The organism is Nocardioides sp. AE5 (assembly GCF_031844485.1).
Lineage (GTDB): Bacteria > Actinomycetota > Actinomycetes > Propionibacteriales > Nocardioidaceae > Nocardioides.
In genome coordinates this window covers 115,020-130,749 of record NZ_JAUZVI010000012.1, presented here as the reverse complement: position 1 = coordinate 130,749, position 15,730 = coordinate 115,020, and the positions used below count along the sequence as shown (strand labels likewise).

Sequence of the window (15,730 nt, the reverse complement as noted above, 5' to 3'; positions counted from 1 at the left end):
GTCGAGAACAGGAACGAGGAGGATGGGCAGGCCATGGAAACCACCGACGCAGCCACCTTCCGGATGCGCAGCGTTGCGTTCGAGGCGTTCGGGCCGACGGTGGTCAACTCGATCGGGCACGGCGCGATCCTGCCCGTCCTTGCCCTGCACGCGCGCGACCTCGGGGCCGGCGTGGACCTGGCTGCCTTCGTGGTGGCGCTGCTCGGCATCGGTCAGATGTTCTCGGCGTTGCCGATCGGCGCCATGGTCGCCCGGATCGGCGAGCGCCGCACGCTGGTCCTCTCCGGGCTCGTCGACGTGGCCGCCATGCTCCTGGCCTGGCAGGCCGGCTCGGTGCTCGCGCTGGCCGTAGCGATCCTGGTCAGTGGCGCCACGATGAGCGCCTTCATGCAGGCCCGCCAGGGCTTCCTGATCGACGCCGTACCGATGGCGCAGCGAGCCCGGGCGATGTCCACCCTGGGCGCCAGCCACCGGGTCGGCCTGTTGCTGGGGCCCGTCATCGGCGCAGGCGTGATCCACGTGTGGGGCCTGGCGGAGGTCTTCGTGCTGGCCGCCGCGATGTCCCTGGCCTCAGCCGCCATGGCCTGGTGGATGCGCGACCTCACCCACGCCACCCGGGCCGAACAGCGGTCGACCGGGCACCTTCCGGTGCGCACCGTGTTGCGCGAGAACGTCCGCTCGCTGCTCACCCTGGGCACCAGCGTGGTGGTGATCAGCGCCTGCCGATCGGTCCGGATCACGCTGCTCCCGCTGTGGGCCGACCACATCGGGATGAACGGCACCGAGACCTCCCTCATGTTCGCCGTCGCCGCCGCCTTCGACATCCTCTTCTTCCTGCCTGGCGGGTGGTTGATGGACCACAAGGGGCGGGCATGGGTCGCCGTACCCGTCGTACTGAGCATGGCCCTGGCCGCCCTCGCCCTCCCCCTGGTCACCTCCACCCCGGCCGTCTTCGCCATCGCCATCGTGATCGCGATGGGCAACGGCCTCGGTTCAGGGATCGTGATGACCACCGGAGCCGACACGGCCCCACTGGTGGGGCGTGCGCAGTACCTCGGCGGGTGGCGCCTGTGCGGCGACATCGGCAACACGTCGGGCCCACTGGTGATCAGTGCGGTCGCTGCCGTGGCTCCACTGGCGGCGGCCTCGATGGCCTTCGGCGGCCTCGCCCTGATCGGCACCGCATGGGTGGGCCACTGGACCCTCCGGCTCGACGCGACCCTGCGCCGGGGCGGCGTCAGCCGTGCTGGACCCGGACCGCGTTCGACTTGACGCCGTTGTCCTTGTCCACGACCCGCCACTCGATGTTGCCGGTCGAGCGCGTCTGCACATAGACCGAGAAGGTGCCGCCGGAGACGTTGACGTCGACCGGGAACTCCTGCCAGGAGCCGTCGTTGACCCGCTGCTCGATGTCGAGCACGGCTCCCTCACCACCCGGATAGGTGCCCGAGAGGTAGAGCTGGCCACCCTTCTCCACCCGGAATGCTCCCTGGGAGAGGTTGATGGTCGGCTTCTCTTCCTTCGTCTCGGTCGCGGTGGGCGACGGCTTCGCGGACGACTCCTCACCGGAGGCCGACGACTCGTCGGGGGTGTTCAGCGTGATCAGCGGCCCGGAGTCCGTGGCGGTCGGCGTGGGGTCCGGCATCACCAGCGACTCCCCGCCGGAGGCACCTGGGCCGGCAGCGGAATTCGACTGCCCCACACCCAGCACGTTGGTGGCCACCAGCACCGAGATGCCGCCCAGCAGGCCGACCACGACGGCGACGGCGATCAGCGCGACGAACCCGTTGACGACGGGGTTCTCCTCTTGCTGTGGCACGTTTCCGGTCTCCTGGGTCGGTCCGCGGCGCGGGAGCGCCGTCGCCCATTGTGGCAGGTCACCGGAGGATTCCGGCAGCCCGTGCGGGTTCGGCGTACGCCTGGGCCAGCGACTCGACGGTGGCGTGCGCGTTCAACCCGCTCGGATTCGGCACCACCCAGAGCACCGCCGGCCCGAACGGCTCCGGTTGCCGACCGACGCTCGCCTTCCGCTGCCCGAACGCCGTCCGGTACGCCGTGATCCCGGCGATGGCGACCACGGTCGGACCTCGCTCGGCGACCAGGGCGAGCAACCGCTCCCCGCCCTCGCGCAACTCGTCCGCGGAGAGTTCGTCGGCACGTGCGGTAGCCCGGCGGACCAGGTTGGTGATCCCGATCCCGCGCCCGCGCAGGTGCTCCCGGTCGGCCTCGTCCATGCCATCGGAGGGCGACACCTCGCGCTCGATGATCCCGGCCCGCAGCAGCGCCGGATAGAAGCGGTTCACCGGGTGCGCGAAGTGGGTCTGCGTGGCCGCGGTCCACAACCCCGGGTTGATGCCTACGAAGAGGAGCCTGAGATCGTCGCCGAGCAGGTCGGGGACCTCCTTGTCCCGGAATGACTCGAGCTCGGCACGGGAGAACTTCGCCATGTCAGACAGGCTCGCAGATCACCACCGGGATCACGCGGTCGGTCCAGGACTGGTAACTGTCGAAGTCCGCATACAGCTCGTTGAGCCGTGGCCACAATTCAGCGCGCTCGTCGGCGTCGGCGACCCGGGCACGCATCCGGCGTACGTCGGAGCGCACCTGCACCCTGCATTCCGGGTGCGCGACGAGGTTGTGGAACCACTGCGGGTGCTTGGGCAGGCCCGCCTGGGAGGCAACGAAGACGACCCGGTCACCGTCGGGCAGGTAGAGCAGCGGAGTCGTGTACTCCTTGCCGCTCTTGCGTCCGGTGTGGCTGAGAAGCGCCAGCTTCACTGGCTTGCGGAACGCCGCGCCGACCCGCCAGGTCCCGCCGATCCGACCCCCGGTGCGGCGGTAGAGCCAGACGTTGCCCTTGGCCATGTACTTGATCAGCGTCGGCACCCAGGGCTTGTCCAGCCCGGCCGGCTTCGTCTCCATCCCTAGAAGCCCCGCGACCAGACGTTGTCGTCGACCAGGCCAGCCGAGCGCCAGCCGTCCGGCGTACGTCGCAACTGGTGGTGGTAATAGCCACCCACCTCGAAGAGGGTCTCGGTGCCATCGGGGGCCCTGGCCACCATCGGGTTGGTGAAGTACGCCGTGGCGCGCGCGGCGTCGCCGTCGATCACGATTTCGATCTGGCCGACCATGTGCTGGTAGCGGTCGAAGCCGGCCAGGCCCTGCTCGATCCAGGGCACCACGTCGACGGGTGGACCGACCGGGCCGCCGACGGCGGAATAGTCGAGCACCGCATCCACGGTGAAGACGTCCTCGTGCAGCCGGTCGAAGTTCCTCGTGTCGATCGCGCGGGTGTAGCGGGTGATCACGTCGGCGATCTCGAGGCGGTCGGAGATCTGGTCCTGCTCCATGGGAATGACTCTGGCACACAAATGAAACAGGTTCTAGTGTGAGTTCCATGCGATTCACCTACGCCGAGGCGATGACCCGCGCCGAGTACTACGCCCCCCTCGCCCAGGCCGCCGAGGCAGCCGGCTACACGTCGATGACGGTGGCCGACTCGCTGATCTATCCGAAGGAGTCGGACTCGACGTATCCCTACACCGACACCGGCGATCGCGAGTTCCTCGAGGGCAAGGAGTTCATCGAGGCGATGGTGCTCTGCGCCCACCTCTTCGCGGTGACCACGACGCTGCGGCTCACGCCGTTCGTGCTCAAGCTGCCGGTGCGGCCGCCGGTGCTGGTCGCCAAGCAGGCCTCCTCGATCGCCTACCTGTCCAACAACCGCCTCGGCCTCGGCGTGGGCCTCTCGCCGTGGCCCGAGGACTTCGCCGCGATGGGCGTCGAATGGGGCCGGCGCGGCAAGCGGATGGACGAGTGCATGGACATCCTGCGTGGGCTCACCTCGGGCGACTACTTCGGCTACGAGGGCGAGTTCTACTCCATCGACCCACTCAAGCTCTGCCCGGCTCCGACCGAGAAGATCCCGCTCCTGGTCGGTGGCCACTCCGATGCCGCGCTGCGCCGCGCCGTACGCAAGGGCGACGGCTGGATGCACGCCGGCGGCGACGGCGAGGAACTGGACCGGCTGCTCGCCCGCCTGGCCGAGATCCGCAAGGAGGAGGGCGACACCCGCGACGACTTCGAGGTGCACGTGATCTCCTACGACGCCTACAACCCCGAGGGCATCAAGCGGCTGGCCGACAAGGGCGTCACCGACTGCATCGTCGGCTTCCGGGTGCCCTACATCAAGGGCGAGGACACCGAGCCGCTGGCCGACAAGGTCGCGCACCTGGAACGCTTCGGCGAGTCCGTGATCGCCAAGGTCAACCCGTGAGCGCCGCAGGCGAGGCCACGGCCGGGTTCCAGGCGGCCATCGCTGAGGCGGAGGCCCTGATCCGCAACCCACCGTTCGAGATCACTGAGCAAGAACTGGCCGAGGGCCTGGACTACCTGGGCGGCTCGATTCGCTCCGCGATCCAGATGGCCTTCGACTACGACCTCGAGCACCCGGTGCTGATCAACCCGACGCACCAGTACTCGCGCCAGGGGCTGGACAACCCGGACGCGATCTACTTCAACGCCTACCTCGACGCCGGTGCGTCGTACCTGCTGACCGGGCGGCGCGGCACCACCACCGACCTCTCCTTCCAGATCATGGACGGTGGCTACACCGCGGACGACCACCCGGAGACGGTGACCGCCTTCGACGACCGCGAACTCGACATCGCCGAGGACGGGTCGTTCGAGTGGCGCTTCGGTCCCGAACTCGGGATCAAGAAGGGCGCCACCCTGATCATCCGCGAGGTCTACAGCGACTGGACCACCGAGGAGCGCGGCACCCTGCGCCTGCAGCGGCTCGACACCGCCGGACAGCCGCGCCGGCTGCTGGAGGTCGACCGGATCGCCAAGCGGTACGCCGTGGCATCCAAGCTGCTGACCGGCCGGATCCAGACCTGGTTCGCGTTCCCGCAGTGGTTCACCTATCCCGAACCGGTCAACACGCTGACCGTCCCGAAGTCGACGCCGGGCGGGCTGGCCTCGCAGTTCTCCTCCCTGGGCCACTACGCGCTCACCGACGACCAGGCCCTCGTGGTGCGGGTCCCGGTCTGCGACGCCGCGCCCTACCAGGCGATCCAGGTCGGGTCGAAGTGGTATGTCTCCACCGACTACGAGCACTACCAGTCGTCGCTGACCGGCGCCCAGTCCGTTGCCGATGCGGACGGCAACTTCACGTACGTCGTCTCCACTCGCAACCCGGGCATCGCCAACTGGCTCGACACCACCGGCCACGAGGCGGGCGTGATGATGCTGCGCTGGCAGCGCGTCGCCCGCGATCTGACTGCCGCCGATGGCCCCCAGGTCGAACTGGTCGACTTCGACTCGCTCGCCTCGCGCACCGACCTGGACCACCAGCGGGTCACGCCCGAGCAGTACGCCGCACGGATCGAGGCCCGCCAGGTCGGCATCGCCCGCCGGATGATCAGCTGATCATCCGAGCCAGTGGGCCTGGCCCTCGACGTGGACTGAAACACGTTCTAATGTGACGCCATGACTCTGCTCCAGGACAAGGTGATCGTGCTCTCCGGCGTCGGCCCCGGCCTCGGCCGCTCCCTGGGCGAGGAGGCCGCCAGGATGGGGGCCGACCTTGTCCTCGTCTCCCGCACCGAGAAGCGGCTGGAGAAGATGGCCGAGGTGGTCCGCTCGCACGGGCGCCGGGCGCTGGTGGTCCCGACCGACATCACCGATGAGGACCAGCGCGCTGCACTCGTCGAGCGAGCCCTGGACGAGTTCGGCCGCGTGGACTGCCTGATCAACAACGCCTTCGGGATCCCGCCGATGGACCCGATCAGCACGCTTTCCCTCGAGAGCCTGCGGGCCGCGCAGGAGACCAACGTCTTCGCGCCGCTGCGGCTCTCGGCGCTCTTCGCCGACGCGCTCGCCGCCAGCAGCGGATCGATCATCATGATCAACTCCTGCGTGGTGCACTCCTCGCAGCCGGAGTACTCCGGCTACAAGCTCTCCAAGGGCACCCTGAAGCACCTCGCCTCCTCGCTGGCCACCGAACTCGGCCCCCGCGGCATCCGGGTCAACTCGATCGCGCCGTCGTACATCTACGAGGACGTGAACAAGGCCTACTTCGACTGGCTGGCCTCCGAGGCTGGCGTGACCCACGAGGACATCTACCGGGAGAAGGCCGCCCCGACCGACCTGAAGCGACTGGCCACGCCCGACGAGGTGGCCAAGGCAGCACTCTTCTACGCCAGCGACCTGGCCAGCGCCGTCACCGGGACGATGCTGAACGTCGACTGCGGCGAATTCCACGACGACTGAGGAGCACCCATGGCACGCGAACGCGCAGACGTCGGCACGTACGACGACATCGTGGCGGCGGCGGTCCGCACCACCGGTCTCTCCGACTTCGGTGGCACCGACCACGAGGAGGGCCTGCGACTCCTCGTCGACGACCTCAACGCGCCCACCGCGGGCCTGACCGGCGTCGGCAACTACATGCAGCGCGCCCAGGTGAAGAGCGCCCTGGTCGGCAGGCTCCTCTCCGAAGCCGGCTTCGCCGCACACCCGTCGTACGCCGGGGTCCCGATCGAGCGCCCCGTCTTCGTCGTCGGCTTGCCCCGGACCGGCACCACCGCGATCCACCGGTTGCTCACCGCCGACCCGCGGCACCAGGGCATCGAACTGTGGCTCACCGAATATCCGCAGCCCCGGCCGCCGCGCGAGACCTGGGCCGACGACCCGATCTTCAACGGCATCAACGCGGCGTACTCCCAGCACAACGTGGAGAACCCGGAGTTCATGGGGATCCACTACATGGACGGCACCTCGGTGGAGGAATGCTGGCGGATCCTGCGCCAGTGCGGGCTCTCCATCGGCTACGAGTCGCTGGCCCACGTCCCGAACTATTCGGCCTGGCTGGCCAAGCAGGACTGGACGCCGGCCTACCAGCGCCACAAGGCCAACCTGCAACTGATCGGACTCAACGACCAGGACCGTCGCTGGGTGCTGAAGAACCCCTCCCACCTGGTCGCGCTCGACGCGATCATGGCGGTCTATCCCGACGCGCTGATCGTGCAGATGCACCGCGATCCGGTGGTTTCGATCGCCTCGGCCTGCTCACTCTCCGCAGAGGCGACGGCGGGCTGGTCGACCACCTTCGTCGGCGAGACGATCGGGCGGACCCAACTGGACATGCTCGCGCGCTGCCATGCCTCCTTCATGGCGGCCCGGGAGAAGTACGACGCCACGCAGTTCCACGACGTCGACTACCGCGCGTTCGTGGCCGACCCGGTCGGGACCACGCAGGGCATCTATGAGGCGTTCGGGCTCGGCTGGACCGACGAGGTCGCGGCCTCGGTGACCCGGATCGACGAGGAGTCGCGCCAAGGCGGCAAGCGGCCGAAGCACTCCTACTCGCTCGAGGACTACGGGTTGACCGAGGAGCAGGTGCGCGCCGCGTTCGCCTGAACGAGCACGCCCTCGTGCAACAAGATGCACGGATTTCACGCTCCCATCCACAGGTTCACGACGACCTGATTGGCACGGGCTTGCGCAGTTCCTAGCGTCCTGTCCATGAGCCAGTTCCAGATCGATCCCGAATCCGTGGCACCTCTGCCGGCGCTGCTGCACGACTCCGTGGCGCCGATGGTGGAGGCCTCCACCCTGTCCAGTCCTGACACCGGCGCCAGTACGGCGACCACCCGCGCCGCGGTCGACAAGGTCACCCGACTCGTCGCGCTGGCGAGCGGCGACGTCGACGACCTGTCCGAGCGGATCACCCACGCCGTGGACGCCTATCGGCGCACGGACGGCGAGATCAACTGGGCACTCGACACCCTCCTCGCCGGGAGGCTGGCGTGAGCACGAGCACCCGGATCGACGGCAACCCGGCAGGATGCCGGGACAGTGCCGCTGGACTGATCACCCTGGAGGCCCGGATCCGCGGCGTGGGCGATGCGTTGGCCGAGTGCCGTACGACGGCTGCGGGCAACTGGTCCGGCGCGGCAGCAGAGGCATTCGACGCGGCAACCCGGACCCGGCTTGCGAAGGTGGACACACTGGCCACCCTGGTCGGCGGCCTGGGTGCCGGCTTGTCTGGCATGGCCGACTCACTCGAGGGCCTCGAACGCCAGATGGAGCGGGCCCGGGGCATCGCAACCAGTGCCGCAATCCCGGTCGGCGCACACTGGATCGCGGACCGCGGCGAGTTCGAGATGACATCGGAGCAGGAGATCCCGCACGCGGATGCGTTGGCACTGGTGCATGCGACCCGGCTCCGCGAGGCCGAGGTCCACCAGCAGTGGGCCACGTCGCTCGGACCGCTGCTGGCGCTGGAATGGTCCAGGCCCCTGCCGACGAAGGTGGCGAAGGCATCGGGCCCCGAGCGATTGCTGTCCAAGCTGGGCAAGGTGCTGCCGGACGTGCCCGATCCCAAGGACATGGCGCTGTGGGCCCTGACCCGGCCCAGCCAGCTCCCGGACCTGCCGCTGGGGCTCAACTATCCCAACGGCATCAATGAGGCAAAGAGCTTCTCCGACGCCCTCGAGCGGCAGCTCGACCTGGATGCCGCAGCGGGGAAGGACAATCTGTGGGCCTCGCTCGGTCGGGCGCAGTTGCGCTTTGCGGCAACCATGGGCGGCGGTGCCTTCGGCGCCCTGCGTTGTCTGCCGAAGACTCCACTGGAGATCCCCAGGACGATGGCCTGTCAGGCGGCTGGCGAGAAGTCCGGCGAGGAGTTCGCCGACCGGATCCTCGAAGAGATCGAAGGGAAGCGGTGAGACCCATGTCCGTCACTGTGACCGTCCCCCGGACCTGGGTGTGCAGCAGCAGGACCAGGACCCCGGGCGTGGCCCTGCGGGCCCACGCTCCCCATCCGGCAGCGAGCGGGTTCACTCCCTTCGTCGCGGTGACGTCGGGTCGGCCGACCGAGCGGCGACTCCCCGCCGAGCAGCAGGCCGTCGCCGAGGACCTGATCGCCTCGCTGGTCTGTCCCGACCTGGAGGACCTCGACATCCACGACATGGGGGAGCACGACGTCGGCTACCTGCGCGTGGCGCACCGCGACGAGGGCCGGGAACTGATCACCGAGGCCTGGTGCTGGGTGGTCGACGACCTCAGCTGGGTGCTGCTGGCCACCGTCGACTGCACCGACTATGCGGACTTCTGCGACCTGCTCGAGGACATCGCGTTCTCCTTCGAGCCGCCCCGGGTCCCGCTGGCCAGTTGATCCGGCCGGGCCGGGATCAGGGCGCCACGGTGGCGGCGTACCGCCGGGTGGCCTTCAGCATCGTGTCGGCACAACTGGCCCGCAGGGTGGGACCGGCTTCGACCCGGACGTCGACCTCGCGCACCCCGGCGCTCCGATGGCGGAACCGGACCCGGGTGCCGTCGGCCAGCGCGACCGCCTCCACCAGTTCGAGGCCGTCCGCCGCGGTGTCGGCGAGTTCGGTGCGCAACGCGATCTCCGCCGCCTGGACCTCCGGGGGCCAGGCGGCCCGGCCCCGCAGGTGGGACAGGTCGATCCGGCCCTCCAGTGTGGCCTCGGCGACTTCATACGCGTTGCCCACGTCGAGCCTGCCGTAGGAGAGTCCGTGCGGCAGGGTCAGCATCGCGCCGGCGAACCGGTGCCCGCCCAGGTGGCTGGTCTCCCAGGTCTGCTCCGGGTGGGCAGCGGCCAGGGCGGCTGCGACCGGGCGTCCGAACTCGGCACAGCACGCGTCGCGGCGACCGTTGGTGCAGACCAGGAGGAGCGGATCGATGTGCTCGTCCAGCCCGACGCCCGCCGCTTCGGACCCGCCCGCGGCGAGTGCGTCCAGGTCGAGGTCGAGCAGGTCCTCGGCCACGTCGAGCAGCCCAGTCCGGATCCACTCCGTCCCGGGCTCGGCGTACGCGAGGAAGATGCGGAATGGCCCGCCCTGGGTGGTGCGGCCGTGGCGGCGGATCAGCTGGATCCGCACCCCGGTGTCCGCGCTCGCTGCGGCGAGCCCGTCGCGGACCTCGGCCGGCAGCCGGCTCTCGGCCAGCGCCTTGTGTCCCCACGGGCCGGGGTGCTCGATGAGCAGGTAGGCGGTGTCGTGAGCCGAGGTCCCGGGCAACGGCTCGTCGGCCGCGCCCAGGACGCACCGATAACGGTTGGTGTCGACCGCTGGCTCACCCATCTGCTGCTCCCCACTCCTCCAGCAGCGGGGCGACCACCTCGAGCCAGAGCTCGGCGATCAGCTCGTCGCCAGCGGCCTCGGGGTGCACCCCGTCGAGCACCAGTTCGGCTGGGTCGCGCTCGGTGGCGGCACGGGTGAAGGCGTCATGGAGCCGGACCAGCGGCAGGTCGTGGTCCTCGGCGATCGCGGCGACCAGGCGCATCTTCTCCTCGAGGTCACCCAGCATCCGCAACTGGGAGTCGTCGACCGGGATCAGGAACGGCTCGACCAGCACGATCCGGTCAATGCCGGCGGCCAGCGTCCGGGCGATGAGCTCGCGGTAGCCCGCGTCGAAGGCGCTGTGGGTGGTGCCACCGGTGTGCCGGATCCGGTTGACCAGGCGTCGCGCGGGGCTGCCGTAGAAGGCGTGCCACGTGTCGTTGATCCCGATCTTGATCGAGACCAGGTCGGGCTCGTGCGCCAGCACGTCACGCTCCCAGCGTGCCTCCAGGTCCGGCACCTTGTGGCCGTTGACCCCGGTGTTGCGGAAGTCGTGCTCCGGCAACGCCCTCGCCAGCCGGGCGACGTACCCACTGCCGAGGTCGCGGGGATCGCCGGGCGCCCGGTGGGCCGCGGTGATCGAGTCGCCGGTGAGCAGGATCTTCACACCTGGTGACCCTACGGTGTGGTCAGCTCCGGCGCCCGCCCAGCCATGTCTCGCTGACCAGGGGTACGCCGGGCCGGTAGGCCAGGTGCAGGTGGTTCGGCGCGTCCAGGATGGCGAGGTCCGCACGGGCGCCGACGGTGAGGCGTCCGACGTCGTCGCGGCGAAGGGCGGCGGCACCGGTCTCGGTGGCGGCGCGCAGTGCCTCGGTCGGGGTCATCCCCATCTCGCGCACCGCCAGCGCGATGCACAGCGGCATCGACGAGGTGTAGCAGGAGCCCGGGTTGCAGTCGGAGGCCAGCGCCACCGCGACGCCAGCCTCCAGCAGCCGCCGGGCGTCCGGATACGGCTGGCGGGTGGAGAACTCGACCCCGGGCAGCAGGGTGGCGATGGTGCCGGACTCGCGCAGCGCAGCCACGTCCGCGTCGCTCAGGTAGGTGCAGTGGTCCACGGCGACCAGGCCGAGCTCGGCGGCCAGGTGCACACCCGGTCCGGGGCCGAGCTGGTTGGCGTGCATCCGCGGTTCGAGGCCGGCAGCGCGGCCGGCCTCGAGCACGGTGCGCGCCTGGTCGACGTCGAAGGCGCCGGTCTCGCAGAAGACGTCGATCCAGCGGGCGTGCTCGGCGGCGCGGGCCAGCATCGGGCCGGTCACCTCCGCGACGTACGACGTGGGGTCGGTGTCGGCGGGGACGACGTGCGCGCCGAGGAAGGTGGTCTCTTCGGTGAACTGGCGGGCCACTGCCAGGCAGCGGGCTTCGTCGTGGACGGTGAGGCCATAGCCGCTCTTGATCTCGACGGTGGTGGTGCCCTGTCGGCGCATCTCGTCGACCAGGCGGGCGACGTGGGCGGTGAGTTGTTCGTCGCTGGCAGCGCGGGTGGCGGCGACCGTGTCCCTGATGCCGCCAGCGGTGTAGGACTGGCCGGCCATCCGGGCGGTGAACTCCTCGGCGCGATCGCCGGCGAAGACCAGGTGCGCGTGGCTGTCCACGAACCCGGGGATGACGGCCCGGCCGCCGACGTCGTACGCCGTGTCCGCTGTGGGCGCCTGTGCGGCGGGCCCGGTCCAGGCCACCTGTCCGCGTTCGATGACCAAGGCGGCGTCGGTGCGGATCGGCTGCTCCGCGTCCCAGGTGACGAGTTCGCCGATGTTGGTCAGCACGATGGTCGGACTCATGGGGCGAGGACCCCTTCCAGTCGTTGCCACTGCCCGCGCAGGTCCTCGCGCAGGGCCCGGATGTCGTGGATCTCGGCGCCGATCCGGACGGTGAGCACGTCGGCTGCGGCGGCGGCGAAGACGAGGGCCTCTTCGCCGGGCCCGGTGCCGGCGGTGCGCGGGGAGCCGAGGTCGACGGTGACCACATCGGCCGCGGTGTCGGCGGCGTCGAAGCCGAGGCTCCCGTGCCCGGTGGTGGTGGCGGCCTCGATCAGTTCGCTGGCGCTCCAGTGGCCGCGGATGCCGGTGGAGAGGCGTTCGTCGAGTTCCACCGCGCGCATCTCCTCGAAGGGGTCGATCACGGCGTGGCTGTCGGAGCCCAGGGTGAGGCGGGACCCGGCGGTGTGCAGCGCGCGTGAGGGCCCGATCCCGTCGGCCAGGTCGCGCTCGGTGGTCGGGCAGAAGCAGGCATGGGTGCCTGCGGCGCCGAGCAAGCCGATGTCGTCGGCGGTGAGGTGAGTGGCGTGGACGGCGGTGGTCCATGGGCCGAGGACGCCGTGGTCGGTCAGGAGCCGGGCAGGGGTGCATCCGTACGCGGCGAGGCACTGCTCGTTCTCAGCCGGTTGCTCGGAGAGGTGCACGTGCAGCGGGCGTCCGCTCGCTGCGGTGACGATGGTGCCCATCGCGGCAGCGGGCACAGCGCGCACCGAGTGGATCCCGGCGCCGATCCGGACGTCGTCGCTCCCGTCGTACGCCGCGGCCAGGGCAGTGAACCGTTCTGCCCAGGCGTCGACGTCCCCGTCGCTGAACCGGACCTGGACGCCCTCGACCGGGCGGTGGCCCCCGTCCGGCTCGAGGCCGGCAGCGAGGTAGCAGGTGTCCAGCAGCGCGATCCGGATCCCCACCTCGCGGGCGGCGGCGACCAGCGCGTGGCCCATCTCGTTGGGGTCGGCGTACGGCGTGCCGTCGGGTTGGTGGTGCAGGTAGTGGAACTCACCGACGCTGGTGATGCCGGCGCAGAGCATCTCGGTGTACGTCGCCACGGCCAGGTCGTGCAGCGACTCAGGCGTGAGCCGCGCGGCCACGGCGTACATCTGCTCGCGCCAGGTCCAGAAGCTTCCCCGGCCGGTGGCGGGCAGCGCCTGGCTGCGGCCGCGCAGTGCCCGGTGGAAGGCGTGCGAGTGGCAGTTGGCGAAGCCCGGGATCATCCGGCCAGCCGCTCGAGGGAGTCGGCCAGCGCGTCGACGCCGGCCAGGCAGTCGGCGACCTCGGCATGCTCGGCCGGGGCGTGGGAGATGCCGGTGGGGTTGCGGACGAAGAGCATCGCAGTGGGGATTCCGGCGCCCGCCAGGATGCCGGCGTCGTGGCCGGCCTGGGTGGCCAGCACCGGCCAGTCCGGCCCGGCATGGTCGCCGGCCAGGCGGGCGGCCAGGTCGGGGTCGAACGCGACCGCGGGCGAGACGGATTCGGCGGTGACCTCGAGTCCGGTGCCGTCGCGGGCGGCGCGTTCGCGACCGAGCCGGGAGACCTCTGCGACGAGTGCGGCCAGGGTGGCGTCGTCCTCGCAGCGCGCGTCGAGCCAGGCGGTGACCCGTGAGGGCACCGCGTTGGTGGAGTTGGGGGTGACCTCGAAGCGACCGAAGGTGGCGCGCTGGCCGCCGAGCCGGGCCTGCTTGTTGGCGGCCAGCACGGTCATCGCGCAACTGAGCATCGGGTCGTGGCGATCGTCCATGACGGTGGTGCCGGCGTGGTTGGCCTCGCCGGTGAAGTCGAACCGGTAGCGCCCGTGCGGCCAGATCCCGCTGGCCACTCCGATCGGGGCGGCGAGGTCGACCAGCCCGCGCCCCTGCTCGACGTGGAGTTCGACGAACCAGCCGACCCCGTCGAGCAGGCTGGTGTCGCCCAGGTCCGGAGCCAGGCCGGCAGCGGCCATCGCGTCCGGCAAGGGGACTCCGTCGCGGTCGCGCAGTTCGCGGGCGGTGGCGGGGTCGAGTTGGCCGGTGGCCAGGCGGGAGCCGAGGCAGGCCAGCCCGAAGCGGGATCCTTCTTCCTCGGCGAAGGCGGCGACACCGATCGGTCGGCTCGGGGCGACTCCGCGCTCGCGGAGCCGGTCGATCGCGGCCAGCGCGGACATGACGCCGAGCGGTCCGTCGTACGCACCCCCGTCGGGCACCGAGTCCAGGTGGGAGCCGGTCAGTACGCCGGGCTGGTCACCGGTGCCCTCGGGGCGCCACCAGGCGACCGTGTTGCCGTTGCCGTCGGTGCGGGTCTCCAGCCCGCGCGTCGCGCACTGGTCGAGGAACCAGGCGTGGCACTCGCGCTCGGCGGAGCCGAAGGCCGGGCGGAAGTAGCCGCCGCTGGAACGCGACCGACCCACCGACGCCAGGTCTGCCCACATCTGTTCGAAGCTCACCTGCCCAGTCCACCGCTGGTCGCCGCCGGGGTCAACGCGCCCCGCCCGGCAGGCGTCTTGGATCCGAGACTCGGCGTCAGTACGGCGCCGTCAGTCCGTCGAACATCGGGAAGTGCTTGACATTCCGCGTGAGCAGGGAAGCATCCAGGAGCATGGCAGTCGCCGCGATCGCAAGGTCAGCGGAATCGATCCCACGATTGCCCGGAAGCCAGCGTCTGCCGAGTTCGCCAGCGACCTCTGCCACCCTCTCGTCCAAGGGGTGCCACTGAAGGACCGCGAGCAGCGCACGGGTGGGTGTCTCCTCCGAGGCCCGCATGCCGGCCAGCACCTCAAGCCGGGTCACCTCACTGGCGTGAACTGGGCCGACCATGCGCGCATCTCGAAGGACCTTCCCCGCAGTCGCATCGCCTCGGAGCACGTCGATGAGCACCGAGGTGTCGACCAGAACACTCACTGGTTGCGCATCTCCGCGAGCCGTCCGCCAGACCGAAGACTCTCGACATACTCCGCACCATCGACCTCGCGGTCATGCCATGCGCCCAGGGCCGCATCGATCGCCTGGAGATCAGCTTCCTTGTCCGTCTGGAACCCATACGTTCGAGCAACGGCGTCGCGGATCAGCGCTGAGATCGATCGTCCCGTGCGCGCTGATTCTGCATCGAGGAGGCTCCTGTCCTCTTCAGTGAGTGAGATCTGGGTGCGCAACATGATGTAATCATACATCATTTGACACTGGCTCAGCGGCGAATGCCCGGGCTGGCAGGATCTGCGCCATGGAGTTCATCGAGGTCGTCCGTCGCCGTCGCATGGTCCGCAGGTACGCCGCCGAACCGGTCGATCCGGCCGCGGTGGACCGGATGCTGGAGCACGCGATCCGGGCGCCCAGCGCCGGGTTCTCCCAGGGGTGGGCGTTCCTGCGGCTGGACACCCCGGAGGCGGTGGCCCGCTTCTGGCGCTCGACCAGCCCGGACCCAGAGGCGTCGAACACCTGGCTGGACGGGATGCGGACCGCGCCGGTGGTGATCGTGCCGCTGTCTAACAAGTCCGCCTACCTCGACCGCTATGCCGAGGACGACAAGGGATGGGCGGACCGCGACGAGGACCGCTGGCCCGTCCCCTACTGGCACGTCGACACCGGGATGGCCTCGCTGTTGATCCTGCAGACAGCCGTCGACGAGGGCCTGGGCGCCTGCTTCTTCGGCATCCCGCCGGCCCAGATCGCCTCGTTCAAGGCCGAGTTCTCGGTGCCGGACGCCTACCACCCGATCGGGGCGATCACCGTGGGCCACCGCCTGCCCGACACGGGCGCCCCCGGCACTGAAGCAAGGGGCTCCGCCGCTCGGCGTACCCGGAAGTCGACCACCGACGTGGTGCACCACAACGACTGGTAGCCCGTCAACGATGTCGTC

The 15,730-nt window shown here is 70.2% G+C and carries 20 protein-coding genes; 9 read left to right on the top strand and 11 right to left on the bottom strand.

Annotated features, from left to right (window positions below; genetic code table 11):
- The coding region (locus Q9R27_RS16300) for an MFS transporter (protein ID WP_311253460.1) at positions 1–1,272 on the top strand (1,272 nt) is incomplete at its 5' end.
- Here Q9R27_RS16300 and Q9R27_RS16295 read toward each other — a convergent pair.
- The 4 genes from Q9R27_RS16295 to Q9R27_RS16280 are packed head-to-tail and all read right to left on the bottom strand — an operon-like array spanning position 1,238 to position 3,350.
- Positions 1,238–1,819, bottom strand: a complete 582-nt coding sequence (locus Q9R27_RS16295; protein WP_311253459.1) for a hypothetical protein — start codon at positions 1,817–1,819, stop codon at positions 1,238–1,240. The two genes, Q9R27_RS16300 and Q9R27_RS16295, sit on opposite strands and share 35 nt — an antisense overlap.
- Before the next feature lie 58 nt (positions 1,820–1,877).
- Entirely contained in the window at positions 1,878–2,447 is a 570-nt protein-coding gene (locus Q9R27_RS16290) for a mismatch-specific DNA-glycosylase (RefSeq protein WP_311253458.1), read from the bottom strand.
- Position 2,448: 1 nt separating this feature from the next.
- Complete coding sequence (locus Q9R27_RS16285; protein ID WP_311253457.1) at positions 2,449–2,922, bottom strand: nitroreductase family deazaflavin-dependent oxidoreductase; 474 nt, start codon at positions 2,920–2,922, stop codon at positions 2,449–2,451.
- Positions 2,923–2,924: 2 nt separating this feature from the next.
- A complete protein-coding gene (locus Q9R27_RS16280) occupies positions 2,925–3,350 on the bottom strand; it encodes a nuclear transport factor 2 family protein (protein ID WP_311253456.1) in 426 nt (141 codons plus the stop codon).
- A 47-nt stretch (positions 3,351–3,397) separates the two neighbouring features.
- Here Q9R27_RS16280 and Q9R27_RS16275 point away from each other — a divergent pair, with 47 nt between their 5' ends.
- The 7 genes from Q9R27_RS16275 (at position 3,398) to Q9R27_RS16245 (ending at position 9,181) form a co-directional block, all read left to right on the top strand.
- Complete coding sequence (locus Q9R27_RS16275; protein ID WP_311253455.1) at positions 3,398–4,276, top strand: TIGR03619 family F420-dependent LLM class oxidoreductase; 879 nt, start codon at positions 3,398–3,400, stop codon at positions 4,274–4,276.
- Positions 4,273–5,430 (top strand): hypothetical protein, encoded by a 1,158-nt coding sequence (locus Q9R27_RS16270; protein WP_311253454.1) that lies wholly within the window; start codon positions 4,273–4,275, stop codon positions 5,428–5,430. Before Q9R27_RS16275 ends, Q9R27_RS16270 begins: the two co-directional genes overlap by 4 nt.
- 60 nt (positions 5,431–5,490) lie before the next feature.
- Positions 5,491–6,273 (top strand): SDR family oxidoreductase, encoded by a 783-nt coding sequence (locus Q9R27_RS16265; protein ID WP_311253453.1) that lies wholly within the window; start codon positions 5,491–5,493, stop codon positions 6,271–6,273.
- A gap of 9 nt (positions 6,274–6,282) precedes the next feature.
- Positions 6,283–7,422 (top strand): sulfotransferase, encoded by a 1,140-nt coding sequence (locus tag Q9R27_RS16260; protein ID WP_311253452.1) that lies wholly within the window; start codon positions 6,283–6,285, stop codon positions 7,420–7,422.
- 105 nt (positions 7,423–7,527) lie between these two features.
- A complete protein-coding gene (locus Q9R27_RS16255) occupies positions 7,528–7,815 on the top strand; it encodes a hypothetical protein (RefSeq protein WP_311253451.1) in 288 nt (95 codons plus the stop codon).
- The gene (locus Q9R27_RS16250) at positions 7,812–8,732 is read left to right on the top strand and encodes a hypothetical protein (protein ID WP_311253450.1); all 921 of its coding nucleotides are present in this window, start codon (positions 7,812–7,814) and stop codon (positions 8,730–8,732) included. Before Q9R27_RS16255 ends, Q9R27_RS16250 begins: the two co-directional genes overlap by 4 nt.
- Before the next feature lie 68 nt (positions 8,733–8,800).
- A complete protein-coding gene (locus tag Q9R27_RS16245; RefSeq protein ID WP_311253449.1) occupies positions 8,801–9,181 on the top strand; it encodes a hypothetical protein in 381 nt (126 codons plus the stop codon).
- Between the two features lie 16 nt (positions 9,182–9,197).
- Here the strand turns inward: Q9R27_RS16245 and Q9R27_RS16240 are convergent, their stop codons facing one another.
- From Q9R27_RS16240 to Q9R27_RS16210, 7 genes are all read right to left on the bottom strand, one after another.
- Positions 9,198–10,112 carry a sucrase ferredoxin gene (locus Q9R27_RS16240; RefSeq protein WP_311253448.1) on the bottom strand — a complete coding sequence of 305 codons (915 nt, stop codon included), beginning with the start codon at positions 10,110–10,112 and terminating at the stop codon, positions 9,198–9,200.
- Positions 10,105–10,758, bottom strand: coding sequence for a GDSL-type esterase/lipase family protein (locus Q9R27_RS16235; protein ID WP_311253447.1), 654 nt, complete (start codon positions 10,756–10,758; stop codon positions 10,105–10,107). Before Q9R27_RS16235 ends, Q9R27_RS16240 begins: the two co-directional genes overlap by 8 nt.
- Before the next feature lie 22 nt (positions 10,759–10,780).
- A complete protein-coding gene (gene hutI / locus Q9R27_RS16230; protein ID WP_311253446.1) occupies positions 10,781–11,929 on the bottom strand; it encodes an imidazolonepropionase in 1,149 nt (382 codons plus the stop codon).
- Positions 11,926–13,116 (bottom strand): formimidoylglutamate deiminase, encoded by a 1,191-nt coding sequence (locus Q9R27_RS16225; RefSeq protein WP_311253445.1) that lies wholly within the window; start codon positions 13,114–13,116, stop codon positions 11,926–11,928. Before Q9R27_RS16225 ends, hutI begins: the two co-directional genes overlap by 4 nt.
- On the bottom strand, positions 13,113–14,321 hold the full coding sequence (locus Q9R27_RS16220; RefSeq protein WP_311253444.1) for an allantoate amidohydrolase: 1,209 nt from the start codon (positions 14,319–14,321) through the stop codon (positions 13,113–13,115). The genes Q9R27_RS16225 and Q9R27_RS16220 overlap by 4 nt, the downstream gene beginning before the upstream one ends.
- Before the next feature lie 76 nt (positions 14,322–14,397).
- Complete coding sequence (locus Q9R27_RS16215) at positions 14,398–14,775, bottom strand: type II toxin-antitoxin system VapC family toxin (protein ID WP_311253443.1); 378 nt, start codon at positions 14,773–14,775, stop codon at positions 14,398–14,400.
- Positions 14,772–15,044 carry a CopG family transcriptional regulator gene (locus Q9R27_RS16210; RefSeq protein WP_311253442.1) on the bottom strand — a complete coding sequence of 91 codons (273 nt, stop codon included), beginning with the start codon at positions 15,042–15,044 and terminating at the stop codon, positions 14,772–14,774. The genes Q9R27_RS16215 and Q9R27_RS16210 overlap by 4 nt, the downstream gene beginning before the upstream one ends.
- Before the next feature lie 50 nt (positions 15,045–15,094).
- Here Q9R27_RS16210 and Q9R27_RS16205 point away from each other — a divergent pair, with 50 nt between their 5' ends.
- Positions 15,095–15,712: a nitroreductase family protein gene (locus Q9R27_RS16205; RefSeq protein WP_311253441.1), complete on the top strand. Its 618-nt coding sequence runs from the start codon at positions 15,095–15,097 to the stop codon at positions 15,710–15,712.
- Positions 15,713–15,730 lie beyond the last annotated feature (18 nt).